At 50.2% G+C, this 24,406-nt stretch carries 31 protein-coding genes and 1 pseudogene; 29 read left to right on the top strand and 3 right to left on the bottom strand.

Annotated elements, in window-relative coordinates; genetic code table 11:
• Positions 1-274 precede the first annotated feature (274 nt).
• The 10 genes from ALFI_RS03635 (at position 275) to ALFI_RS17330 (ending at position 4,105) form a co-directional block, all read left to right on the top strand.
• Positions 275-475: a hypothetical protein gene (locus ALFI_RS03635; RefSeq protein WP_014774805.1), complete on the top strand. Its 201-nt coding sequence runs from the start codon at positions 275-277 to the stop codon at positions 473-475.
• Entirely contained in the window at positions 472-1,125 is a 654-nt protein-coding gene (locus tag ALFI_RS03630) for a hypothetical protein (protein ID WP_014774804.1), read from the top strand. The genes ALFI_RS03635 and ALFI_RS03630 overlap by 4 nt, the downstream gene beginning before the upstream one ends.
• Positions 1,126-1,131: 6 nt before the next feature.
• On the top strand, positions 1,132-1,344 hold the full coding sequence (locus tag ALFI_RS03625; protein WP_014774803.1) for a hypothetical protein: 213 nt from the start codon (positions 1,132-1,134) through the stop codon (positions 1,342-1,344).
• Between the two features lie 12 nt (positions 1,345-1,356).
• Entirely contained in the window at positions 1,357-1,656 is a 300-nt protein-coding gene (locus ALFI_RS03620) for a hypothetical protein (RefSeq protein WP_014774802.1), read from the top strand.
• A 48-nt stretch (positions 1,657-1,704) separates the two neighbouring features.
• Positions 1,705-2,028, top strand: a complete 324-nt coding sequence (locus ALFI_RS03615) for an LPD28 domain-containing protein (protein ID WP_014774801.1) — start codon at positions 1,705-1,707, stop codon at positions 2,026-2,028.
• A 64-nt stretch (positions 2,029-2,092) separates the two neighbouring features.
• Positions 2,093-2,242 (top strand): hypothetical protein, encoded by a 150-nt coding sequence (locus ALFI_RS03610; protein ID WP_014774800.1) that lies wholly within the window; start codon positions 2,093-2,095, stop codon positions 2,240-2,242.
• A 17-nt stretch (positions 2,243-2,259) separates the two neighbouring features.
• Positions 2,260-2,661, top strand: a complete 402-nt coding sequence (locus ALFI_RS03605) for a hypothetical protein (RefSeq protein WP_014774799.1) — start codon at positions 2,260-2,262, stop codon at positions 2,659-2,661.
• A gap of 117 nt (positions 2,662-2,778) precedes the next feature.
• Positions 2,779-3,075: a hypothetical protein gene (locus tag ALFI_RS03600; protein ID WP_014774798.1), complete on the top strand. Its 297-nt coding sequence runs from the start codon at positions 2,779-2,781 to the stop codon at positions 3,073-3,075.
• 13 nt (positions 3,076-3,088) lie between these two features.
• Positions 3,089-3,391 carry a hypothetical protein gene (locus tag ALFI_RS17335; protein WP_014774797.1) on the top strand — a complete coding sequence of 101 codons (303 nt, stop codon included), beginning with the start codon at positions 3,089-3,091 and terminating at the stop codon, positions 3,389-3,391.
• Positions 3,392-3,403: 12 nt separating this feature from the next.
• Positions 3,404-4,105, top strand: coding sequence for a hypothetical protein (locus tag ALFI_RS17330; RefSeq protein ID WP_014774796.1), 702 nt, complete (start codon positions 3,404-3,406; stop codon positions 4,103-4,105).
• A gap of 119 nt (positions 4,106-4,224) precedes the next feature.
• On the opposite strand, the gene ALFI_RS03585 is transcribed toward ALFI_RS17330, so the two are convergent.
• Together ALFI_RS03585 and ALFI_RS03580 are read right to left on the bottom strand one after the other, a co-directional pair.
• On the bottom strand, positions 4,225-4,986 hold the full coding sequence (locus tag ALFI_RS03585) for a hypothetical protein (RefSeq protein WP_014774795.1): 762 nt from the start codon (positions 4,984-4,986) through the stop codon (positions 4,225-4,227).
• Positions 4,983-6,086, bottom strand: coding sequence for an AAA family ATPase (locus ALFI_RS03580; RefSeq protein ID WP_014774794.1), 1,104 nt, complete (start codon positions 6,084-6,086; stop codon positions 4,983-4,985). Before ALFI_RS03580 ends, ALFI_RS03585 begins: the two co-directional genes overlap by 4 nt.
• A gap of 423 nt (positions 6,087-6,509) precedes the next feature.
• On the opposite strand from ALFI_RS03580, the gene ALFI_RS03575 reads away from it, so the two are divergent.
• The 12 genes from ALFI_RS03575 (at position 6,510) to ALFI_RS03520 (ending at position 15,762) form a co-directional block, all read left to right on the top strand.
• The gene (locus tag ALFI_RS03575; protein WP_014774793.1) at positions 6,510-8,582 is read left to right on the top strand and encodes a ParB/RepB/Spo0J family partition protein; all 2,073 of its coding nucleotides are present in this window, start codon (positions 6,510-6,512) and stop codon (positions 8,580-8,582) included.
• A 71-nt stretch (positions 8,583-8,653) separates the two neighbouring features.
• Complete coding sequence (locus ALFI_RS03570) at positions 8,654-9,085, top strand: hypothetical protein (protein WP_015545965.1); 432 nt, start codon at positions 8,654-8,656, stop codon at positions 9,083-9,085.
• A 16-nt stretch (positions 9,086-9,101) separates the two neighbouring features.
• Complete coding sequence (locus ALFI_RS03565) at positions 9,102-10,091, top strand: ArdC family protein (RefSeq protein WP_014774791.1); 990 nt, start codon at positions 9,102-9,104, stop codon at positions 10,089-10,091.
• A 68-nt stretch (positions 10,092-10,159) separates the two neighbouring features.
• Positions 10,160-10,990, top strand: coding sequence for a DUF4121 family protein (locus ALFI_RS03560; protein WP_014774790.1), 831 nt, complete (start codon positions 10,160-10,162; stop codon positions 10,988-10,990).
• A gap of 17 nt (positions 10,991-11,007) precedes the next feature.
• Positions 11,008-12,051: a hypothetical protein gene (locus ALFI_RS03555; protein ID WP_244265001.1), complete on the top strand. Its 1,044-nt coding sequence runs from the start codon at positions 11,008-11,010 to the stop codon at positions 12,049-12,051.
• Positions 12,052-12,120: 69 nt separating this feature from the next.
• The gene (locus ALFI_RS03550; RefSeq protein ID WP_014774788.1) at positions 12,121-12,663 is read left to right on the top strand and encodes a hypothetical protein; all 543 of its coding nucleotides are present in this window, start codon (positions 12,121-12,123) and stop codon (positions 12,661-12,663) included.
• Positions 12,664-12,858: 195 nt separating this feature from the next.
• Positions 12,859-13,224 carry a hypothetical protein gene (locus ALFI_RS03545; protein WP_009596284.1) on the top strand — a complete coding sequence of 122 codons (366 nt, stop codon included), beginning with the start codon at positions 12,859-12,861 and terminating at the stop codon, positions 13,222-13,224.
• Positions 13,225-13,338: 114 nt separating this feature from the next.
• Positions 13,339-13,698 carry a hypothetical protein gene (locus tag ALFI_RS03540; protein WP_009596280.1) on the top strand — a complete coding sequence of 120 codons (360 nt, stop codon included), beginning with the start codon at positions 13,339-13,341 and terminating at the stop codon, positions 13,696-13,698.
• Positions 13,699-13,716: 18 nt separating this feature from the next.
• Positions 13,717-14,007 carry a DUF4120 domain-containing protein gene (locus tag ALFI_RS16410; protein ID WP_009596277.1) on the top strand — a complete coding sequence of 97 codons (291 nt, stop codon included), beginning with the start codon at positions 13,717-13,719 and terminating at the stop codon, positions 14,005-14,007.
• Between the two features lie 320 nt (positions 14,008-14,327).
• Positions 14,328-14,654, top strand: coding sequence for a DUF6922 domain-containing protein (locus ALFI_RS03530; protein WP_014774786.1), 327 nt, complete (start codon positions 14,328-14,330; stop codon positions 14,652-14,654).
• Positions 14,609-15,316: a nucleotidyl transferase AbiEii/AbiGii toxin family protein gene (locus ALFI_RS03525; RefSeq protein ID WP_009596285.1), complete on the top strand. Its 708-nt coding sequence runs from the start codon at positions 14,609-14,611 to the stop codon at positions 15,314-15,316. Before ALFI_RS03530 ends, ALFI_RS03525 begins: the two co-directional genes overlap by 46 nt.
• Positions 15,317-15,483: 167 nt before the next feature.
• Entirely contained in the window at positions 15,484-15,762 is a 279-nt protein-coding gene (locus tag ALFI_RS03520; protein WP_009596283.1) for an HU family DNA-binding protein, read from the top strand.
• Positions 15,763-15,829: 67 nt separating this feature from the next.
• Here the strand turns inward: ALFI_RS03520 and fsa are convergent, their stop codons facing one another.
• Entirely contained in the window at positions 15,830-16,486 is a 657-nt protein-coding gene (gene fsa, locus ALFI_RS03515; protein WP_014774785.1) for a fructose-6-phosphate aldolase, read from the bottom strand.
• 434 nt (positions 16,487-16,920) lie between these two features.
• On the opposite strand from fsa, the gene ALFI_RS03510 reads away from it, so the two are divergent.
• The 7 genes and pseudogenes from ALFI_RS03510 to mobV all read left to right on the top strand — a co-directional run bounded on the left by ALFI_RS03510 (position 16,921) and on the right by mobV (position 24,345).
• On the top strand, positions 16,921-17,142 hold the full coding sequence (locus tag ALFI_RS03510) for a DUF2795 domain-containing protein (protein WP_009597992.1): 222 nt from the start codon (positions 16,921-16,923) through the stop codon (positions 17,140-17,142).
• A 232-nt stretch (positions 17,143-17,374) separates the two neighbouring features.
• Positions 17,375-18,735, top strand: a pseudogene (locus ALFI_RS03505) (tyrosine-type recombinase/integrase).
• Positions 18,736-18,792: 57 nt separating this feature from the next.
• A complete protein-coding gene (locus ALFI_RS03500) occupies positions 18,793-19,464 on the top strand; it encodes a hypothetical protein (protein ID WP_014774784.1) in 672 nt (223 codons plus the stop codon).
• 340 nt (positions 19,465-19,804) lie between these two features.
• Positions 19,805-20,134, top strand: coding sequence for a MerR family transcriptional regulator (locus ALFI_RS03495; RefSeq protein ID WP_014774783.1), 330 nt, complete (start codon positions 19,805-19,807; stop codon positions 20,132-20,134).
• Positions 20,127-21,626 (top strand): YfjI family protein, encoded by a 1,500-nt coding sequence (locus ALFI_RS03490; protein ID WP_014774782.1) that lies wholly within the window; start codon positions 20,127-20,129, stop codon positions 21,624-21,626. Before ALFI_RS03495 ends, ALFI_RS03490 begins: the two co-directional genes overlap by 8 nt.
• Positions 21,619-22,647, top strand: a complete 1,029-nt coding sequence (locus ALFI_RS03485) for a DUF6371 domain-containing protein (RefSeq protein WP_014774781.1) — start codon at positions 21,619-21,621, stop codon at positions 22,645-22,647. Before ALFI_RS03490 ends, ALFI_RS03485 begins: the two co-directional genes overlap by 8 nt.
• 150 nt (positions 22,648-22,797) lie before the next feature.
• Positions 22,798-24,345, top strand: coding sequence for a MobV family relaxase (mobV, locus tag ALFI_RS03480; protein WP_014774780.1), 1,548 nt, complete (start codon positions 22,798-22,800; stop codon positions 24,343-24,345).
• Positions 24,346-24,406 lie beyond the last annotated feature (61 nt).

The raw sequence follows: 24,406 nt of genomic DNA, 5'->3' as shown, positions 1-24,406 counted from the left end.
GGGACTGACTGCATCCGCAGCAGTCTCTTTTTGTTTTGAGACAGCACGAATAATAATTAAAAATCCCTTTGTGAACGCCGTCTGCGGGGCAAGATAGCGTCAGGGGCTTACGCCCTTTTCGGCTTTTTCGCACGATCTCCACCCTTCGGGTCGTATCGCCCCTCAAAAATTTGCCTTGTCCGTGCCGTCGCTGATAATCCCGCCCCGAAGCCGGCTTCTCACTTTCATAGCGGGGATCTGCCGGCCGTATGTCAAATCAAAATCCATTTCGAAGATGAAACATCAAAAATTCGAGATTGCGGTGGCGGGTTACGACTACCGCTTCAAGACCTACGCCCGGGACGGCGTGGAGGCATCGGTAAAGGTGAAATGTTTTCTCGGAAAGCCCGATGCCGAGTGTACGATCCTTGTGCCTGCGTTGAACGATTACCTGCGGGAAACGGAATCCTGCCGCAGGCAGGTTGCTCAGCGATGAGAAAGTGGATCGATCAGTCGACCTTCGACGAGCTGCTGCTCGCCAATGCCGAGGATAACATAGAGCGGGCTATTCGAAGCGCATCGGCCGTATTGGAAGCGGTGCAGGAGTTCGTTCCGGAGGCAGCCTTGTTCTACCGTGTTACACACGCCGCAGACAGCCTGAAGAACTATTTCGAGGAAGCCTGCACCGGCTTCTGGAGAAACGGCATCCTGTTTCTCGTCCGCCAATACTTCTATCCGAAACCTTATTACGACTTCCGATTCGATTGGACGTTCCTCCGGTATGCGGACAACTACTCCTACGGCAAGGCCTTCGACAAGCAATCCGAACCGAATCGTATCGGGGTCTTCACCAAAAAGAAGATTGACGATTGGGTGGAATACCTCACGCAGGGTTTCCGGAACCTCGAACGGATCAATGCGGAGAACGAACGCAAAATAATCGGGTACCGCAACCGGTTGGAGGCTCTGTCCGATGTGGTTTGGGTTCATGACAAAAGTCACGGCCAGATCATTCGTAACGGCCTGACCTATACTTTCGATATCCGGCAGACGGATTACAGCGAAAAGATCTCTTTGGACTATCGGTGCCGCACGCTCGACGATTTCCTTGCACTCTCCGACAATAAATTCACACCTAAACCTTAAACGACTATGGAACGAAACATTATTATCGAAAATATCTGCACTGCGTGCCGCTGCGGCGAACGTCGTGCCGAAGAATATCTGGCTGCGGAACTTCGCAATCTGCGGGAACTGCGGGATGCCGGGGCTCTGTGCTACGGCGATCTTGAAACGGCCTGTTCTGGGCTGGGACTGGACTTCGATTATACGGACTATTTCTGTCAGGCCTTGTCACTGAACTAACTCCGATTTACGATGAACAATCTTTGTTTCAACCGTTTCACACTGCGGACGGACGATGCGAAAACCCGCCGTAAAATCCTTCGCTGGCTGGCGCTCAACTACCGCTTGTACGAATACATCCCCTCGGAGGCAGAGATCCGCGGACGGTTCATCTCGCGCAAACCCTTTCCCGCCGAAGCGCTCCGGCGTCAGATCGGGAAACTGCGCGGCGACAGGACTCTGTTCCTGCGGATTGTCTCTGCGGACTTATATACGCTCTATGTGGAAGGTAACGTCTATCTGCGCGGAGCGTGGCACCGAATCTTTCTTTAATAACCTGCCGCCTGCTCCGCAACGAGCGGGCGGCGTCATTTCCATATCATGGCATACGAATCATCCATTCCTTTCGCGGATATCAGGGATTTCCGCGAGGCCGAGATCAACGGCATCTCTGCTCTTTTCACTATGTGTCGCCTCGATTCCGAAACCCTTCCCGCCGATTTTCATTCGTGCGAGGTCATGGGCGGTCGGGGCAGCGATTTCCAGTGGCTCGTTCCGCTGGCTTTGGCAAACTTCTCCGGAACGTTCGTCTCCCGGCAGCCCCTGCTCCGGGAAGGACAGGCATACGCCGAAATACGCCGGTACGGCATCTACGATGCGACGACAGTCGACGAATGGTCTGAAAACGACAACGCTAACTCTTAAACACTATGCGACGAAAATTCAAACTGAAGGTCTGTTATACCTTCCACGGAACAACCGGATCACGGTGTCGTTCAACACACCGATTGCCGACAACTACTCCCACGTCTATCCGATTCTTATCCACGAAAGCAATGCTTCGGTACTGAAACAGCTCCACGAGGCGGGCTTTTCGATGAGCATGACGAAAAAGGGACTGGAAGTATCGAAGTATTAACCTCAAATAATCGTGTAATGAAACGCTATGAATTTTATCGGAATCAAAAAATAACTGTCATAGATTGCCGGTATTTCAGTATTGAAACCGCGAGTCTCGAAACGGCAGCCCGGAAGGTCAAGGAGCTGTGTGCTGACGGCCAACTCGACGAACTGTCGAACGATCCGACCTACCAAGAAGATGCAGCCTATCAGATTCCCGGAACGGAATATCCGCTGGATATAGAAAACAATAACGGAGATCCTACGGTTATGATTTACTCGGCGGCAGACGGAGCCTGTATCACGGACAACCTTCCGAAGCGAAGTGCCAAGTGCTTGCCGACGCCTGCGAGGCGTGGTGGAACGGACAATCCGAGGAAGAACAAATCCGACTCTGGAAAGAATATGACGCATGAAACAGGCTGTGGCCCGGAATAATTCTACCGGACGGTGGTTATGCGGACATAAATATCTGCGAACACCTCCGAAATATCCCTGCGGAATCTCGGCAGGAATACAGCTCTTCGAACTAAAAACACGCTAAAATACAAAAACATGAATTTACACGAATATTACCGTAGCCATAAGGAGGCGATCAACACGTCGATTATGGAAATTGCCTGCGATCTGGCCGTCGGACGGCTGCTGAGCGCACACGATGCACCTTTCGAAACATTCGTCGAAGCCGATGACCCCGACGATCCCGACGGCGGAACCCATTACAAGGAGGAGTTTCAGAAAGAATACGACACGTACTACGACGAGGAGTACGCCCGTGTCGCCAAGCTGATGAAATTCGACTATTGCCAAGACGACGGAGTCGCGGCTTCGCCCGAAGATACGAACACCTAAACCATATACTTATATGATCGATATTCCTTTGTCCCTGCGCGTTCCGCCGCAGGGACGCTATAACCGCGGTATCTACACCTGTTATGAATGTGGTTTCGAACCGCCGCACTACAACGTAGTGCCCTGTATGCTGGGTCTTGCCGAAACCCCTGCCGGCACGATGGTCGTCTGGGAATGTCCCCGATGCGGGCAAAAATGGATGTTCCACTACCGGGCGCAGAATGCCCGTGAAGCCCACGATTACGCCGCCCAGCTCCTCGCTTACCGCCGCGGCGATCCCGATTGGATTGCGGCGCAGCGAAAGAATAAAGAGTAAAAACCTGATCGTATGAAAATCTTTGAAAGAATCACAAAACGCCCGGCACTTCTGAACTACTACCTGCGGCGTAGCTTTTACTGGCCGGACACGCTGCCGGAGGTGCTCGACTACTGGCAGCAACACAATGAACTGCCGTTCCTCTACGGCGGCGATAACTGGCCCTATGACGCGATGTGCGAACGACAGCGCCGCAAGGGTGTCTATGCCTCGCAATACCTGACACCCGACCGTACGGCCCGCCAGATGGCGGCGCTGGCCGTGCGTTATTTCGACAATGATAGCCGTGTCGTGGACGCCTGCTGCGGCACGGGGCAGCTTACACGCGCCCTGATCCTCGAAGGCGTGCACCCGTCGGCGATCCTCGGCTTTGATACCGATGCGGAACTGGTTGATCTTTATGCACGTTTTTATTCCGAAGCTGCCGCACTGCGGATGCAGTTTCGAGAGATCGATTTCCGCTGCGAGAACGTCATCGCAAATCCGCCGTTCGAGATTGCGGAGTGTGTCTCCTTCCTGCAATGGCTCTCCTGCACGCAACACTCGGGCGATCGGGCCGTGCTGCTTCTGCCGTACGGCTTTATCGACAAGCCGTGTCCGAAATCCGTGCAGGAGACGATGCGGCACTTTATCGTCCGCCACCGGACACCCATGCAGGAGCCGTTCGCACGTACGAATTGCCGTGCGGAGATCGTCGTAGTGGAACGGGCGTAGAAATAAAGAAAGACGATAATATAATCTATCGCCTTTCTTTATAAAATGGTCGTAAATCTGAACGTATTATGTCTTATCGGAAATGTTTTGCATTTCTTTGGCTTCCGCCCCACCCTCGATTATACCTTGAAATAATCATATATAAATAAAGGAAAGGCATTTAATATTGCAACGCTTGGCACTGGCTTATTGATATAATTTTGAAGTTGTGCTTCAAAAATTTTATCTTGAGCTATGGCGTTTTTTACAGCAGGCATGACATTTTCTCCTGTACATATATAATTAGCCTTCGATACATTCATGGTTTTCAGATGCTCCCAGCAATCTTTTGCATTCAAACATATTTTAGGCGTCCGATGGCGATCTATCAAGATATAATCCAAATTGTCATAATGGCTAAATTCACAAGATAATCGCTTAAAATCATGACATTCGGCACATTTGACTGTATACTGATAATAGTTTCTATCAGGAAGTTCTTTCGTATATCGGATCGATTCGATCATCGGATAGTTTATGTAAAGTTTTCCGTTTGAAGTCTCGTCGTCGAATAATTCCAACATATCCTTCAATCTACTATTAATCTCTTCCAGAGAAAGGAATTTATGTTGAAGGTCATAGTCGAAAAATAGGTAAATTTCGGCGAAATCCGAGGAACTGGCAATATCTTTGAACGGGTTTTCTTCATTGCCTCGGTGTATTTCCCGTAATAAGGATACAATGTCTCCAGTTCCCAACTCCATAATCTGCTTGTAAAGATTATAAATGTTGTTTCCAAAAGAATAAACTATCGTATCCGTTTCCTTTTCAAAAAACAGATATTTTATGCTCTCAAAAAGCATCGGCTCTCTTCGGGCTCCTTCAAAAACAAACAAAATCATAATTGAAAGGCATTACCTCTGAATAACTTTTCGATATTATGCCCAAACCGAAGTTCCTTTTGAGTACATGCGCTAAGAGGCTTGATTTTATTGTTGTTTACGATGAAGTTGCAATCCGGCCGTAGCAGGTCGTTCGTCATCAGATAAGTATTATGCGAAGAGGTGAAAACCTGACAGTCCAGAGCAAACAACCTCTTGCACACCTCGAATGCCAATTTAAAATGGTAAAAGGCATCGAACTCGTCTATGAAAACAAATGATGCGCTTCTCATTTTTTGTATCCAGAAATACAGAAGCATCAGTGCATTCGTGCCTGTTGAGATAATCTTATCAAAGATAACATCTCTGCCGCCTATTTTACAAACGAGCAGTTTGTCATTAGGTCGAGGATTCGCGAATTGATACTTTTGGTCACTGACTTGGTGTAAAAACTCGCTGAAATCTTTTACTAAATTATTCTGGATGATATATTCATCAAGATTGGTTGGTGCAAGATCCAATCCGATAAATTCTCGTGTGTCGAGACACCGGAACCATAGCATTGAATCAACGAATTGCAACACTGTTAGCAGGTAATGATTTTTTGCCAACGGATATGATGTGAGTAAAAAGTTGATAATGGATACGTTGTTGGCATTATCTTTCAAATTTCGTTTGGTCGTATTCTCCATCGGAAATTCATTGGTATCTATGTTGAATGTACGAGCGGTTCGTTCGAATACTAATATATTATCGACGGATAGTTTTTCCGTCAAAAGCTGCCCGATATTATTTTTTGAGTAGCAATAATTGATTATTCTGTCAGCATCCTTGAATACATATTCAAATTCCACCGGGACATTTAGTTTTCCTACATATACAAAATTGGCGTAGTAATCCAATTTTCTCCATTTCTGACCAAGATGGTTTACAATATCAAAGAGTGCTAACCCAAAGTTTGTTTTACCAGAACCATTAGGGCCATAGATGATCCCATTTTTAATGATGCCGTCCTTGATAACTTCGGTGTTGAATTCATAATTGTTAGGTGTGGCTAAATCCCACTCTATACGTTCGGAAAAACCGCGATAGTTTTTGACTGAAAACTTTGCAAGCATCATGATAGGTGAATTTTTGCAAATATAATATATTATTTTTGTTATGCCGTAATTTTTTTACGGTTATATTGCAAACTCTACATTAATCAAGCCATTATTCAATCAGATACGCTATTAATATCCCGGAATATATACCGAGAAATCATAAAAATTATCTCCTTGTCGGTTGCCCCGGGAAAGATAATCCCGGGCCGGTCGGCCGGGCCTCCCTCTCCGGCTCCGGGGCGGAAAAATCATCCTCGCCGGGGCTGCGGTATTTTTCCGCCCCTGCACCTGCGCCGCGGGCTTATGAATCTTCCCGAGGCAACCGATCCGTTCGGGATATAAAGCCTCATAACATATTATTCATTGCTTGCGCGATAAAAACAATAAAATTCGTGCGAGCGGATAAACACGTGAGACACACGGTAAAAACTGTTACATGTTATGCAGACTGCAAAAGCAAATTCGAAATCGAAGAAGGGCGGCAAGACCGCAGTTCGGACGCCGGCCGTTTCCGAGGCCGTTGCGGCGCAAGCGCAAGACCCGGTTGCAGCCGGGAGTCCCGACATGAAACCCGCCGAACCGCAGGCAACGGATATCGGAGCTGTGAATCCTGTCGCAGAAACCAGTCCTGCCGAACAACCGGCAGCCCATCCCGAGACGGATGTCCGGCTGCTGGATCTGAACAAGATCGTCAATTCGACCTACAATCCCCGCAAGAATTTCCGCGAGGATACGCTGCTGGAACTTGCCGAGAGCATCAAACAGTCGGGCGTTCTTCAACCTATCTGCGTGCGTCCGAGGGACGAGGGCTTCGAGATCGTCTACGGCGAGCGCCGCTATTGGGCGGCTGCAATGGCGGGCCTGAAATTCATCCCGGCCCTTATCCGGGAGTTGTCGGACGCCGAGGCCGAGGATGCCGCCATCACGGAGAACCTGCAACGCGAGGACGTACGGCCGCGCGAGGAGGCCGCTGCCTACAAGCGGGCCTTGCAGTCGGGGCGGCATACGATCGAGAGTCTCGTGGGCAAGTTCGGCAAGTCGGAAGCCTACATCCGCTCGCGACTGAAACTCTGCGAGCTGATCGATGCCCTGGCCGGGATGCTCGACAAGGAGGAGATTTCGGTGGGCGTCGCTACGGAGATCGCCAAATATCCCGCCGACATCCAGCAGGAGGTCTACGACGATCATTTCGCCGAGGGGTGTTACAGCTCGTGGAAGACCGCGCGGATCAAGGAGATCGCCCGGCGGCTCTACGAGCGTTATATGACCAAGCTGGAAAGCTACAACTTCGATAAGACGGAGTGCCTTTCCTGCCAGCACAACACGGCCAATCAGGTGTTGTTCAAGGACGAATGCGCGGGTGGCTGCGCGGGCTGTCAAAACCGCGAGTGCATGATCCGCAAGAACAACGAGTTTTTGGTACAGAAGGCTGTGAAACTCCTCAAAGACGATCCGCGTACGACGCTGGCTACGGACGGCGAAACGCCTGCCGCAGTACTCGAAGCTCTTGAGAAAGAGGGCTATCACGTCGAAGAGCTGGAATACAGCGTTTATCACTACGATAAAGGCCCTCAGATGCCCGACGCTCCGCAGGCCGAAGAGTTCGAATCGGAAGAGGAGTTCTCCGAGGCTCAGGAGGAGTACGAAGCCGAAATGGCGGCATTCGCCGAAGAGACACAGCAGTTGGAGTTCGACATCTCGGAAGGGCGCGTGCGCAAGTACGCCGTCATCGGTAACCTCGATATCGAGTTCCGCTACGAAGAGATCGAGGATGAGGAGCGGGAAATGACGGTAAACGAGGGGCAGGACGATGAGCATAAGGTCTTCGTCACCGTCGTTCCGCCTTCGCCGCTGGAGGGGCTGTTGCAACAGGAGCGTCGTTACCGGGAAATCTGCTACGAGCATATCACGACCGATATGAAGCGTGTCTTCCTCGATGTGAAAGTTGCGAACAAGCCCTTGCAGAAAGAGGAGCAGCAGATGTTCTACTACGCCGTGATGCAGCGCGTAATGAGCGACTCGAAACTCCGCCAGTGCGGTTTCCGGCCTAAGGAGGGCTCTTGCCTGACCGACCGGGAGCAGTTCGCTGCGGCGGGTCGTATCACGGCCAAGCAACAGGCGGCGCTGGTTCGCGCTTATCTGGTGGACTACTTCCGCTCGGCGGCTCCGGAGTACCGCTGTACGGACGAAACGCTTCTGACGGGAATGATGTGCCGCTTCGCGGATATGAACTTCTCGGAGCAGAGCCAGAAGGTGCAGCAGGAGTATCTGAAAGTCTACGAGCGTCGCAAAGCCCGTCTTCAGGAACAGATCGACGCCTTGCAGGCAAAAGCCGAGGCCGAGGAGATGGCGGTTTCGATGCAGGAGGCACCGGATGCCGAACCGGAGATGCCCGAGCTGCTGCCGGACGAGACGCCCGCTATAGAACCCACCCCGGAGCCGCTGATTATTCCTATGGACCCGGATATCGAACCCGATATCCGGATGCCTGAGGAGATGAAAACGGCGGCATAGTAACAACATGAACTAAATGTCCAAACCGACGGAGCAGGTTATGCCTGCTCCGTCTTTGCATTACTACTGTTATGAATAAGATTTCAGAGATTCCGGAACAGACACCTATTGCAGAAAAACCGACAGTAGAGATGCCCGCCGATCCGTGGCGCTGCGGGGCGTGCGGTTCGCTGCGGGTATCCTGCCAAGTCTGGGTGGACAGCAACACGTACGAAGTACAGTCTATGGCGGAAGACAAAGATGACTTATGGTGCGACGACTGTGCAGAACACACCCGTCAGGTACGCGAGAGCGAATTGATGTCCGATACGGTCGAGCCGTGGTGGAATGACGGAACGACAGAAGAAGACCGGGAAATTATCACCGGACTGAATCCGGAAAATTTCAGCCCGAAGGATGATCGCAAGGCTTTCCGCGACGCCTGCGACATGTGGTGGAACGGCAGGACGAACGACGAAAAGATCCGTCTTTGGCGGCAAGCTACCGCTCCGGAGGAAGAATAACGTAAAGATAAGAGCCATGAATAAGAATCTGATTGAAAAGATCGCTCCGCAGTTGACGGAGCTGATGATAAAGAAAATGGAGACGCTCACCGAGGAGTGGCGCAAGCCGTGGATCGCCGACCTTGCGCACGGTCTTCCGCGCAATCTGCGCGGCACGCCCTACCGGGGCGGGAATATCCTGATGCTGCTGTTCCTCTCGGAGATCGCTGGCTATCGTACGCCGCTCTTTATGACCTTCAAACAAGCCAAGGAAGAGGGGTTGAATATCCTCAAAGGCTCCGGGTCGTTTCCGGTCTTCTTCTGGAAACTGTACATCCGCCATAAGGAGACCCGCAAAAAGATCGAACTGGCGGAATACTACCGCCTGCCGCAGGAGCAGCGGCGGCAATACGACGTGCTGCCCGTGATGCGCTATTACCCGGTCTTCAACATCGACCAGACGGATATGCAGGAGCGGCATCCGGAGCGATATTCCTCGCTTACGACACCGACCGGGCCGAAAGACTACTCGGACGGTTTGGCTTGCGAGCCGCTGGACCGGATGCTGATGGAGCAGTCGTGGCTCTGTCCCATCCTGCTCAAATCCGGTGACAGGGCTTCTTATTCACCGACGCTCGACCGGATCGTCTGTCCCGAAAAACGGCAGTTTCCGGAGGGCGCGGCATTCTACACGACACTTCTCCACGAAGTCACGCACAGCACGGGGCATGCGGAGCGTCTGAACCGTTCTTTTGGCGCTTGCTATGGCGATGCCGATTATATCCGGGAGGAACTGGTCGCCGAACTTACGGCGGCCCTGTGCGGCGCGATGCTGGGCTTCGCCACGACGCCCCGCGAGGAGAGCGCTGCCTATATCAAGGACTGGCTGGCGGAGTTCCATAAAGAGCCGACCTACCTGTTCGACATCCTCACGGACGTGAACCGGTCGGCACGCATGATTTCCGAACGGCTGGCTGTAGAGCAGGAGCCGGAAACCCCGGATGCGATTCCGTCCGAAGCTGCCTAAACCTTGATAAACAAATCGTTTAATCTGCGCTGCGGCCGAAAGGTCGCGGCGTTTTTATTATCAGCAATATGCAACAAGATAAAACCGAAGATCGGTACAGCCGCGAAACACTGCTGCCGATGAATACGCTTTACGACCATGAACATTGCCTGACGCAAGAGGACGTAGATGCCGCCAATGCTTTGGTGCGTCATATCGAACGTACCCGCAACCCGCTTGTCCCGCAGGTCGGCGACCGGGTGCGCTATACCACGCGCCACGGCGACTTCCATGGCAACGCCTTGATCGAGGCGGTCCGTGAAGACGGAATGCGCTCGATCTGCCTGTGCCCTTACGTGCCTTTCGTGTGGGCGACAGCCGACGGTATCGGCTGCTCGGTCAGCGGAGGGCCTTTTACAGCCGTGATGCCGCAAGAACTGAAGCCTTCCGGTGCTATGCCGGGGGATTTCTGTGCTTGGGGCCATTGCGGCGCCTGCGGCAACGGAGTCGTCCGGTTCTGCGCCGAGGTGCCGCTGTGGGAATTCCGGGAAGGCGATCCGCTCTACGGTGATTTCTCCACCGAGAAATGGCGCAAGATCAGCCTTTACAAAGATACGGAGAACCTGCATGGTAACCTTTACCGCGGCGACTGTATTTCGTTCCGGACGGAGGAGGAGTTCCGACGGTTTCTCTCCGATTGCGAAGGAACGGTATTCGCGGCTCCCAATCCGAAGTCGGTCATCGTCTGGGGCTACCGGGACGAGCAGGTCGCCCTGCCCCGGACGGAGTGGAAGGCGCTCGACGTTCCCGTTACAGAGCGGCGCATCTACAACACGCTCCAACCCGTGAAACTCGTCAAGGACCACGGGCGGCATACTGCGGTCTGCTATTTCGTCAGACCGGAATTTTCTTATAAATAACTTGATTCTCTATGACTATGAAAAACAAAGAAACACTCGAAAAACTGCGTACTTATCAGATCGGTGTCATCCGTTCGGTCATCGCCAGCCGGCAAGGGCGCCTGGGAACCTATCTGGCCGATGCGACAGACCGCGAGCGGCTGGCAGATACGGACGGCCTCGCCTACGAGGAGTATTACGAGTCGCCCCTTACAATCAGATACGACGGTCTTTATCGCAATGTAATCTCCCTCGAATTTTGTGAGGACGGGCTGACTCCCGTCTGCCTGATGGACGGCGGGGATGGTTTCCCGCTTCCGCTTGAAAATCTCTCCTGCGATACCCTGCAAGGCATCGTCGAATGGCTGGAAGAATACGATTTCATCCCGTCCGCCGAAGCTGCGCCGCAGACGACAAGCGATCTTACGGAAGATTTCGTGGAACGCTGCCTGCCGGAATATCCTACGCGCTACGACGTTTTCCGGCTGGGCGAGTTGCAGAACTTCCTCGACGGACATGAATCCCCGGAATTCGGGCTGGATCGCGACGAAGCCGCAGAGGAGCGCGACCGTCTGCAACTCCGGATCTATGCCGAGGCCATCACCGCCTTTATGAAAAGGCAGCCCGCAGCGCTTCCGGGCAATGTGTCCCTGCGCGACTATGCCGAGGTGCTGGTCGATATCGCCTATGAAGCCGGGCGCAGGAAGTTCCGGCCCTCGGACAACTCCCGCGATACGGCCGCGACGCTCATTGCCTGGGGCGACGAGTTCTCCCGGCAGCACGGGGATACGGACCGGACGGAGAAGGAGTACCCCGACGAGATTTACCGGTTCACCGCCGAGAAGCTGCGAAGCATTCCGAGTAAGGACGATCCGAATGCGGAGTTCGACATCGCCTTTCTGAACCGTGCGGCACTCGAAAGACACGGATACGATACTGCGACGATTACGGACGGCGATCTGCAGGAGTTGGCCGGACGGATGGGTGATTATTATTGCGAGAGCAGCAAGTTCAGCGAAGATCTGCGTACGGCCTGCGGCGATTTCGGATTGAAGCTCCGGGACACGACCAATCCGAAATAACACGACATTTCACGTATTGTCAAATCAGGCCGCAGCCCTAAAGCTGCGGTCTTTTAATTGCATATCATTATGAGCTATCAGATTATAACACGTATCACTATTACCCCCGACCTGCGGGTGATGGTGCGCATGGCGGCGAACAACATCCGCCCGCTCGACTTCCGTTACGACGAGGTCGTATCCCTGACAGAAACGCTGCGCACGAAAGGCCGTCCGACGCTCGAACTGGAACTGCTGTCGCTTTTTTTCAAGGGCCTTTGGCAGGGCCGAACCCGCTATGACCGGGCTGTCGGTTACACGCTGCTGACCGACGGCATCGACAAATACGAGGCGTGGGAACGCTGCCGCGAGGACAAGGAGTACGAACGTGGCCTGCTGCTGCGCATGCGGGGCTTCCTGCACTATCGGCCCGTTCCGTGCCGCTGCCACCTCGAATATCAAAGAAGCCCTGTGCGGCGTATTTATGTCGGATACATCTCTTTTTCGCGGCAGAGGCGCCGCATCTTTCCGAGCGTCCTCGACGCGCAGGCCGCGCTGTTCGCAAAGGGCTGGAATCCCGACAAGTTCCAAATCGTCGAAGAAGAAACGAACCCTAAATCCGAAATACAATGAAAACCTATCGCATCAACAAGAACGCCGCGCGTCTCGCGCAGGGGACGGGCTTCGCTCCCGAATTGATCTATAACATCTCGCTTGTCCGGTTTCAGGGCCGTAACGGCCGCTGTATCGCGGCATGGACACCGGGGATGAAGCGCCCCCCCCCGGTATGTCTACAAGGCCCACACCCCGGAAGAATACGATAAGGCTATGGAGCGTATCCGGCAGGAGGCCGAGCGCTTCCGGCGCCATGACGAAGCCGTAGCGCGGTCGAGTGAGGAGTTCCGACGTTCGCTGCGCGTCGGCGACATCCTCTACTCGTCGTGGGGCTGGGAGCAGACCAATATCGACTTCTATCAGGTCATAGCGATCCGCGGCAGCGCGGTAGACCTGCGGCAGCTCGACCAGCGAACTACCGAAGACGGCTATATGTGCGGAACGACCGTCCCGCTGCCCGATGTTTTCAAGGGCAAGACCCATACGCACCGTCTGTCGAAAAATTATATCCGCATCGACTCATACCGTACTGCGTGGAAATGGGACGGGCAGCCCCTGCGGTGCAGTTGGTATGCATAATATAATGCTATTGAGAATATCATTACGCGCTACCGCCTGCATAAAACGCAGTGCGACAAGCGCCGCAAGGAGATCGATCGGGAGATTGAACATCTGAAGCAAGAACGGGAGCGGTTGAATGATCCGCATTGGACGGAAGGGCTGCTCCGTCCGGTCATGGCGGAGATCGTCCGCCTGACTCCTGAGATCGACTGGGAGAATAACGACGAGTTTTATCCGATAGACCTGCGTGGTGCTATCACGGTTTTCGGCAGAACAAAGCGGGGAAGACCTGTCTGCATCACCTTTACCGAGTCCGGACACGATTTGCAGTTCGATTCGGGGCAGATACACAACTCTTTCTCATTGAAAGTGCTGAAGGATATTGGCGGAACGAACAACATTATGGAATCTGTCGGCGACGGAGAACCGCTGCTGCATTATATCCGGCAGCGGATGCTCTTTCTGGAACAACACCCCGGAATGGGGAAATAGACCTAAAAATCAAGCCTTATGAAAATCATGTGTCAGGAGCACTACGATAAGGTAGTGCAATACGCCGAAAGCATCGGCGACAGCACGCTTCGGGAATGTTTGGAGCGCCTCGAACGCCGTGAGCAAAATCCCCATCATCCGTGCCAGATCGAACTTTACAGGGACTTCGCGCCCTATTCGTTCCTCTTCAAGGAACGCTATCCCGACGGGAGTCTGGGCGTTGTCGGCGGATTGGTTTATCATGGATGTCCGGATCGGTCGTGCTGTTTTATCGACCGTCCCTTTCACGGCTGGGCGACCCACACCTGAAAAACCGGTTATTTATGCGTATGAAAATTTTGCGCTATGCTGCAGACAGGGACAATCGGTTCGGAGATGTCCGTACCACCGTATCCGACCTTCGTCGGGGAGTGTATATCCGATTTGTCCCATGTTTGCTGCGGCGAATGACGAGCGATAAGACACAACTCTTGAAGGCGTATGCCGGACAAAGCACGGAAATTGCATATCATCAGGATAATTCGTATATTTGGCTTCGCCGAAGATACTCCGCCTCGGTAAACTCAAAACAAGTTTTGGTTTACTCTCGGCTTATCCGTATCTTTGTAAAACGAAACGAACTCCGGCTCATGACCATATTCGATGACTATATCCGAAATAAAGGCTGCTGCAAGGTCTCAAAGACATTACTTTGGGACTATGACTTGACGCAGTTCGACTGGCAGCGTTCGCGTAAGGTCGTCGTGCAGCGCATCATAGAACGGGGATGGCTCCGGGACTACTTCGCGGCGTTCGACCTCTACGGAGGCATCGAAGGCTTCCGGGAAATTATCAAAGAGGTTCCGACACTCTCGGCGCAGGATATGAATTTCGTATGTACGGCTTTCGGCCTTAAAAAAGAGGAATTGAGATGTTACACACGCAGACAGTTGCGCCGCAGACACTTGGGTTGTTGAAACAGTTGGAGGCCGAGCCCCGGCTTGCGGCGTTCAATCTGGCCGGAGGTACGGCTTTGGCCTTATATCTGGGGCATCGTGTGAGTGTCGATCTGGATCTGTTCACTCCGGAGTCGTTCGACGCCGGGGAACTCGAAGCGTTTCTTTCGCAGCGATACGGATTCCAAACGGCCTTCAGGCGCCCCGACACGCTGAAAGGCATGATCGACGGCGTTAAGATCGACTGCATAGCTCACAAATATGCATATCTCCGGCAGCCCTATGCGGAATCCGGAATCCGTTTATACAGCATCGAGGATATCGTCGCCATGAAGCTGTCTGCGATAGCCGACGACGGTTCGCGGCTCAAAGATTTCGTGGATATCGCCTGTCTGTCCACCCGCATCCCGTTTTATGAGATGCTCAAATGCTACGAACGAAAATTTCCGCAGGCAAATGTCATCCGCCCGTTCAAGGCACTCACATATTTCGATGACATCGATTTCGGTGAGGATATCGTCATGCTGAATTTCGAATACGACTGGAAACAGATCGCCCGACGACTGAAAGAGATGACAGTCCGCCAAGAGCATATTTTTTCGCAGTGGCCGTTAAAAGAACAGAAACGTCCCGTAGCGGAGGACAAGGATATGACCTCTATGAAACGGGGTCGGAAGAGATGAATCCGTATCCATGTTAAAAATGTCCGAACCCGGATTTTTATTTTCTAATATCACGATGCGCCGTTCTGCGGCAATACAATAAACCTGTTGGTATAATCATCGGATTGTCGATGGGCTTTTTTCAGTTCGGAAGTTTGTTTATCTTTGTCGGACAAAAACTTACAAAAATGACCAAAGCAGATATCGTAAAGCAACTCGCCCAGGAAACGGGCGTCGAAGCCGTGACCGTTTTAGCCGTCGTGGAAGGTTTCATGGAAGAGGTGCGAGCCGCACAGATCCGCAAGGAAAACGTTTTCCTCCGCGGTTTTGGTACGTTCCTGATTAAGCATCGCAAAGAAAAGACGGCGCGTAACATTACGAAGAATACGACGATCAAAATTCCGGCACACGACATTCCTGCATTTAAGCCTTCTCCCGCCTTCCAGCGGCTTTTGGAAAAGAAATGATTGCCACAACGCCCCGATTCGGATGTTCGAATCGGGGCGTTGCCGTTTTATCGCTGCCGGTGACCCGTCAGGCATTCAGGCGTGCATGGTCTGCGAGGAACTTCTCCAGCCCGCTGTCCGTCAGCGGATGTCTGAGCAGCCCTTCGATTGCCGCAAGGGGGCATGTCGCCACATCGGCACCCGCATCGAGACACTGGATAATATGCTGCGTATGACGGATCGAAGCGGCCAGCACCTGCGTTTTGTAACCATAGGTGCGGTAGACCTTCACGATGTGGGCTACCAATGCCACGCCGTCTTCGGAGATGTCGTCGAGACGTCCCACGAACGGAGATACATAGGTCGCTCCGGCCTTTGCCGCCAACAGCGCCTGCCCCACGGAGAATACCAGCGTGCAGTTCGTCCGGATATTCTTCGCCGCGAAGTATTTTACGGCCCGTATTCCTGCGGCCGTGCAGGGCAGTTTCACGACGATGCGGGGATGCAGTGCCGCCAGCGCCTCACCCTCTCGCACCATTCCTTCGAAGTCGGTGGCTATGACCTCGGCGCTCACGTCCCCTTCGACGATGTTGCAGATTTCAACGTAATGACGGTTGCAGTTCTCCGTACCCCGGATGTTCTCTTTGGCCATCAGAGAAGGATTGGTCGTTACGCCGTCCAGAACGCCCAGTTCATGCGCCTTGCGAATCTGCTCCAAATTGGCTGTGTCGATGAAGAATTTCATGGTTCGATAGGTTTTAGGTTTCCATAAAGATACGAAAATTCCATATAGGTTATACCGGATAATATCCGATTTTACATTGCGGAAATTCTTTACGACGCTGTCAGTGTCTGGAAAAAGTCCGTCGGCGGCTGTACGGCGGCATGCTGTCTTCCCGGATACCTCGGGCGGCGACATATCTCCGGTTCGGATTCACGAACCTTTGCGGGGATCGGAATTCTCGTTGCGATTTTCGGTTCTTCTCCCCGGGATACCGCATAGTCCTATACGCCGGACACATCCGTAGAAATCGGATGTTAGGACATTCGAACGTCCGGAATGTAGGCCGTGGGGATCGTTCCGTTTGCGGGCATCGTTTTTTTGCTTTACCTTTGCATCCCTGTAAGGAAAAGCCTTGTTTTTCCGGAAAATTCAGAGAGATAAAACTTTACCGAATCATGTATTGGACACTTGAACTGGCATCGAAACTCGAAGATGCCCCCTGGCCCGCAACGAAAGATGAACTCATCGACTATGCAGTACGTTCGGGTGCGCCGCTCGAAGTGCTCGAAAACCTGCAGGAGATAGAAGACGAGGGTGAAATCTACGAATCTATCGAAGACATCTGGCCCGACTACCCCTCCAAGGACGATTTCTTCTTCAACGAGGAGGAATATTAGTGCGATTTTAAGCACAAAAACAGCTATTAAATCCCTGTCAATCAATAAGATTGGCAGGGATTTAATTTGTTTGGACAACGGTGTTTCCCCGCCTCAAATGGCGCGGTTTGTTTGGATAAAATACGTTTTTCGGAGGGAAAATCGGGATTTGTTTGGACAAAATTCATTACCTTTACAGAGGTTTGTGAGTATTACCGCAACCTCTGTTTTTTTAATTTCAAACATCTCCAGTATGGGACGACCGAAACGACTATATCCTTTGGGACGCTATCGCCTGCATATCCGGGGTGAGATCGATCCAGCTAAACAGTATCTTGTCCAGCTTGAATACACCTGGAACCGACAGGTGATACGCAAGGGTATGAACATCTTTGTCCGGCTGGGCGACTGGAATGAGAAAGCCAACAAGGGACGCGGAGGTGTGAGGGCAAGTTATGGTCCGGAGGCCAACCGGATCAACAGCCTGCTGCTTGCCCGTGCGGACAAGATCGACGGATTGCTAGCCGAATATCAGGAAAAACATCCCAATCAGATTACGGCACAGGTGATCGCCGACTTTCTGGCCGACAAACCGCTCACACGGGAGGACAAAGGAAAGGATTTTATCGAGTTTGTTCAGGAAAGGCTTGAATCAGATTATTCGAGAAACCGAATCGGACGCAGCCGCTATGAAAACGGCAAGAGCGGCATGAATATTTTCCGTATCTTTCTCCGTGCAACAAAGAACGGTACCTATAAACCGGACAGTATCTATTTAGGTGAAATATCGGTTGAACTGATTGACGAATACATCAGATGGCGCCGCGAGATAAAACAGAACAGCGATGCAACGATCAACCATGCTTTGACTCCGATTCTGAAGGCATGTGCCTATGCTTCAGAAATGAAGATGATAGACCATGCCGTCAATGCGAGGATTCAGGATATGCGTATCGCCTCAAAGATATCTCTCGCGGATGAAGACAACGAGTTTGACGGCAAGTACCTTTCAAAGGAACAGATGTCTGCGCTGTTGGAATATTACAATACCTGTTCACAGAACCGCGCCGTAAGGAATTTTTGGAAATGTTCTTCTTTGCCTTCCATGCCTGTGGACTCCGTGTTGTCGATGTTATGACATTGCAGTGGGGCCATGTCAATTTTGAGAAGAAGGAACTGAGAAAAATCATGATCAAGACGAATAAGCGCCATGTAATTCCTCTTACGGAACCTGCCTTGAATATTCTTCACCGGTGGCAGGAGAAACGTGCCGGATGCCGGTATGTATTCAACTTAGTAAAGGACGATCTGGATCTTGATGATGCAGAAGCTCTGTACAAAGCCCGTAACAATGCAACGAAATGTATCAATCAGTCGCTGGCGGTTGTCGGAGAACAGATAGGGCTTCCGTTTACCCTTTCAATGCATGTCGCCCGGCATTCATTTGCGGTCTTTGCACTGAACAAGGGACTTTCCATGTCGGTTGTCAGTCGTTTGCTCGGTCATGGAAGTACGGATGTCACCGAAAAAGTTTATGCCAAATTCCTGCCCGAAACGCTGTCGGCGGAAGTGGCACGTCTGAAAGAGGATTTTGCTTATCTCGAAATTCTCTGATAATTGTAGATGGCTATTATAAACAATCATTAATTTTACACCTAAAATTGATTTGATATGACTATTACGAAAATATTTCTATTGCTGGTGTGCGCATTTGTTCTGGTATTGCTGCTTTCTACCATCTTTAATAAGTACCATAGGATAATTATGTGGTCAGCCGCAATAGTATTTTTTATAGGAACTCTGCTCCTTATAGGACTTGGGATAATTGATCCTATAAAGGACAATCGTCCTGATCCTGTAGTAATAACAGGCATCTTTACCGCCCTTGTCTTATCGGGGCTATTTGCATACGGAGCAGAAAAACTGCGTATCAAACTTAGGGAAAAGAACCAGCAAACCGTTCAAACCATAGATAATCAGTCAGAATGTTCTGATTCCCCCAAAGGGGTTGTATTGTCGGGAAGGCTTGATACTTCACTTGCCCGTACAATTTTTGCGAAAGCAATAGAAGCCGGATATATTGAAGAGGTAGGGTCCCATTATAGCTGGAAAGGGACAAAGGCTCTTCTTGCCTATATGTGTGGTCGAATATATTGCGGCGATTATCCTGAATATTCCAAATACGAACAGAAGACTTTTTGGGAATTCGGCAACGGACTCTTTCCCGATGTAGAGCTTAACGCACTATTTGAGCAGACCGGTATCGGACAGTCCCGACAGAACAGGAGGGATATGCCCGTCCCTAACAATGCCGGAGAAATCGATAAGTTTTTTCAGAAGTAACAAAAAACGAAGAGTATTATCTTTGTTCTTGGCAGATCTTAGCTTCGGGCTTGTTATGCATTTTGTTTTGCTTCATCTGGCAATCTTCGATTTTTTCAATTTTATTTTTCTCTTTTTTATTACTGGTAATCAACTGGTTACATACAAAGTTGTGGCAGAATCATAACTTTCCATAACACCTGTCCTAACATTGGATAATTTATTGTAACTTATTAGTCCTCAGCTATTTCATACATTCGTGCCGTGATTCTGGTGCGATGTGCACAATCGTACCATATCGTATAACCAGGCTGAAGGTCTGAGTGTGCATCAGGGCAATCGGCCATAATTGTTTTTAAGTATGGCTAAGGAAACGAATGTAGAGAAGCTATGCGACCGGGAATTGCTTGAAAAGATTCTCAGCATAGTGGAGAGACAAGAGAAACTGCCGCCTCCGGCTCATGAAGGCGGACACCGTCTATATGACAACAAGTCTTTGATGGAGAAATTGAACATCAAAGAAAAGTATCTGAAAAAGTTGCGAGACAACGGCTATCTCGGCTACTCGCGTGAAGGTGATAAATACTGGTACACGCAGGAAGACGTAGACCGCTTTCTGCGTCGTTTCCATTATGAAGCTTTCGCTATTGGTGATGAACTTCCAAAACAGCAAGGAGGTGGCTATGTTTGACACCATTCATTTGACCAACATGCTTCGTTCGGAAGTGGAAGGCGTTCCGGAAACAGGTCTTCCGTTGGATGCCTTCCCGGACAAGATACAGGAGATTATCCTCAATCTTGCCAGATACGAAAATTTCAATGTGGAATATACTGCGTCTATTGTTCTTTCTGCTGTTGCTACTGCAATAGGCAACTCTTGTCATATCCGTATAAAGGGCGAGTGGAAAACTTGCCCATCCCTTTATATGATGCTGGTCGGACGTCCCGGGCTCGGAAAGACTCCTCCCCTCGGTTTTATCTATAAGCCGATTAATGAGTATGATGACCGGCTGCATGAGAAATACAACGAGGAATATGACGAATATGAAAGAGCCATGTCTGCAGGCAAGCACGGAAGTGACGGGGAAGAACAACTGCTCAAGAAACCGAATTTTGTAACGACGGTCATTTATGATTCCACCCCGGAGGCGATGATGAATATTCATCAGCATAATCAGCGTGGGATAACATTGGTCGTCGATGAAATCCTGGCTTTGTTCAATTCCGTCAAAAGGTACAACAGCAAGAACAACCTCATTGAAGATCTGCTGACAGCTTATAGCGGACAGCCGTTAAAGATTATCCGCAAATCAGAATCACGTCCTGTTCTAATCAAGAATCCATGTATAAATGTCATCGGTTCAGTACAGACGAATATGCTGCAGGAAGTCTTCCGTGCAGAGTTCCTTGCCAACGGATTGCTTGACCGTTTTTTGTTTGTCTATCCCAAAAACAGGAAGATATCCGGATGGAGACGGGAAGAACGGAATACGGCCCGTCCTGACATCATGAATCAATGGAGGACAATAATCAACAGAATCTTAAGCATCCCCTGTATTCTTGATGACAAGGGTACTACGGTCAATCCTCGTATCATTACAATGTCTGATGATGCGGAAGAACACTTTTATGAATGGTACAATGGAATTATTGATGCTGTAAATGCCATTGAGGATGATGCGGATGTTGAAAGCCGCAAGATGAAACTCAACGGCCATGTAGCACGTCTTGCCCTGTTGTTTCAGGTAATGAAATGGGCTACTGATAGTGGAGATATGCAATATATTGAGCGGGATTCCGTAGAATCGGCGATCCGTATGATTGATTATTATGAGGAAACATACAGGAGGATTCAGGAAACCATTGTCATAAACAGTATCGGCGAAACGAAAGAAGCCTGGCTTTCTCTGTTGGAAGATCGGTTCACTTCCGGGGATGCTGTTATTGCCGGTAGAAAAGTTGATATGTCCCGACGTACCGTCTATTATGCGCTTGACCAATTATGCCGGCTTAAACACCCTCTTATAGAAAAGCTTCAGCATGGAGTCTATCGCAAACTTATGACAGAAAATACTGATGCACCTTGCACTATTGCACTTTCATCTTGCCAGGATACCGTGCAATCTTCTCAAAGTGCAAAAGTGCAGAGTGCAACCACACTAAAATCAGAAGACCATGAGTGAATACAGATTCCATTTGCAGAAATACCGCCCTGGAAGCAAGACTACTTGTCCGAACTGTGGTAAAAGCCGATGTTTTGTCAGGTATATTGATGAACAAGGCAGCATTAGCTTTCCCGGTAATGTCGGCAAGTGTGATCATGAAAACAGTTGTGGCTACCACTATACACCTAAGGAATACTTCAAGGATAATCCTGATGTATTAGAAATGGATGAGGGACGCGGCAAGTCACTTTTTTCTGCCCCTTATAAGACGGCAGATAAAATTCCGTCTTGTATTGCCCCTTCGTATATTCCTTCATCTTATGTGTTAAGGAGTCTGTTACATTATTCAATCAACCCCTTATATCAGTATTTCTGTCATGTATTTGGCGAAAATGAGGCAAGCAGATTGTTTGAAATGTATCGCATAGGGACATCTTCAAAATGGGGAGGTGCAACGGTTTTCTGGCAGACAGATATAAATGGACAGGTAAGAACCGGCAAGGTAATGTGCTATAATGCCGAGACAGGCCATCGGGTTAAAGAGCCTCAGGCTTTTGTCAGCTGGGCACATTCCGAGTTGAAGTTGCAGGATTTCCATTTGAAGCAATGTCTGTTTGGAGAACATCTTCTGAAAAATTCATCGTCTCCGGTAATGCTGGTGGAAAGTGAAAAGACCGCTGTTGTAATGAGCCATTTTATCCCCGATTATATATGGCTGGCAACAGGTGGTAAGAACGGTTGTTTCAATAGTGAAGCCATGCAGGTCCTCAAAGGCAGAGAGGTTACTCTCATCCCTGATTTAGGAGCAACCGAACAATGGAAAGAAAAGTCTGCTTTGTTGTCTGGAATATGCAAACGGGTTGTTGTGTCCAATGTTTTGGAATGTACATCCGATGAAGAGCAACGCAGCCAAGGATTGGACATTGCAGACTTCTTCCTGTATTCACCATCAAAGAGACAGATACTCCATCAGATGATACAACGTAATCCAACATTGCAGTTGCTCATTGATGAACTGGATTTGGAACTTATTGAATAGTAAAGGAACTTGTTCCGAGGATTTATAGAAAGTCCTTAACCCAATAAGGACTTTTTACCTGACGGCAATAAAATCCGGTCATTGTCCCGCAGAGCGGACTGGCACAAGAGCAAGCTCAAATATTAATCATTTATCAAAAGAATACCCTATATGAATACAGATATTAAACAGGCCATGCATGTTGAAGCCGGGAAGTCATTCGGCACATCAGAGGCGAATGAAAACGAAAGGCATTGGAATGACGACAAGATTGACAGAAAGAATCAGGATCCGACCAATCACTATGACAAGACCCGAATGAAACTGAATTTCGAGATTGGGCCCGATGGGAAAGTTCATCCGTTAGGCTATCAAGAGAAATCGCTTGAAGTACGTTTGCAGGAACGGTTGACTGAACTGGGCTGGAAACCTTTCAAGCCGGACAGCAAAATTCAACCAAACTGTTGTGCGAAATTTATCTTCGGAGGTAATCATGACCGTACGCTTGAGATGGCATTTGGCCCCCAAACCGTAAATCTGGACAAGGGCGCAGACAACAGCCATCTCCAACGATGTCCGGAAATCGAACAATGGGCAAAAGATGTCTATGACTGGTGCGCCAAACGGTACGGACAGAAAAACATCATAGGATTCCAGGTTCACCTTGATGAGAGCAGTCCACATATCCATGCCTTGATTGTTCCTGTCGGACAACGAGCCAAAAGCGGACGCGAATGCGTCATGTGGTCGGCTAAGTTCGGGAAGAGCCGTTATGAGTATGGCCATATTCTTCGGGAAATGCACACCTCACTATATGAAGAGGTAGGGAGCAAGTACGGGTTGGAACGTGGTGACAGTATTGAAGGCCGGAACGTCAACCATCTTAGTAAACGCGATTATATCCGGAAACTGGCCAAAGATGCGAAACAGGCGGAGAAAGCAGTCAAGGGGCTGCAAACTATGATACGGAGATTGGAAGCAAAGATTTTCAGTTATAACCAACAACTTGCAAAGGCGGAGCAGGAACTGGCGTCCGGCAAGATAACTCTCAATAGGTATGAAGTACAGAAAACCGACATACTGAAACTCATTGCCGAGTATCAGGCCAAACTTGAAGACAAGGCATGTAAGCTTCAAGAAAAGGAGCAGGAACTGGAGAAGATGACAAAGAATATAGACCGTGTCGGTAGAGTGGTGCAACCTTTCCGCAATCACAAGATAGATTTTGAGCCGCCACGAATCACTGGTAAACCTCCGATATTCGGGGTCGACAAATGGATTGAGGAGCAGAACCGGTCTATCGCCAGACGATTCGTGAAGATTGTCCGTCAGATTGAAGAACTGTATCGGAAAGATGCCGAACAGCAAATACAGGCGGTGCAGAATAATGCGTTGCTGGACTATCGGGAGTTTAAATGGCTACAACAGGAGTATGCACGACTGACGGATCTCAACAATAATCAGACAGAACAGATGCAGACGTTTCTTGACCAACTGGCTGAGCCTTCTGTGCGGGAACGAATCTTTTCTATCGCTGATGCTTTGATTGGCGGACAACCTGTCGCTGTTGCATCCAGCGGAGGCGGTGGCAACGCCGACTCAGACCTTCGCTGGGACGGAAGAAGGCCGGATGAGGAGGAAGAGGCGTATCGGAGGAGGTGTCTACTTTATGCTATCCGAATAGTCAACAACACGTCCAAGAAGTCTATACGCAGATAAGACGTCTATTCGAGATGAATAAAAGGGGACTGTAAACTAAAGCGTGTTTATAAAGTTATGA

Origin of the sequence: Alistipes finegoldii DSM 17242 (genome assembly GCF_000265365.1) — a bacterium.
In the GTDB taxonomy this organism is placed as follows: Bacteria; Bacteroidota; Bacteroidia; order Bacteroidales; family Rikenellaceae; genus Alistipes; species Alistipes finegoldii.
The sequence above is the reverse complement of the archived record's forward strand: the minus strand, read 5'-3'. Positions and strand labels throughout refer to the sequence as shown.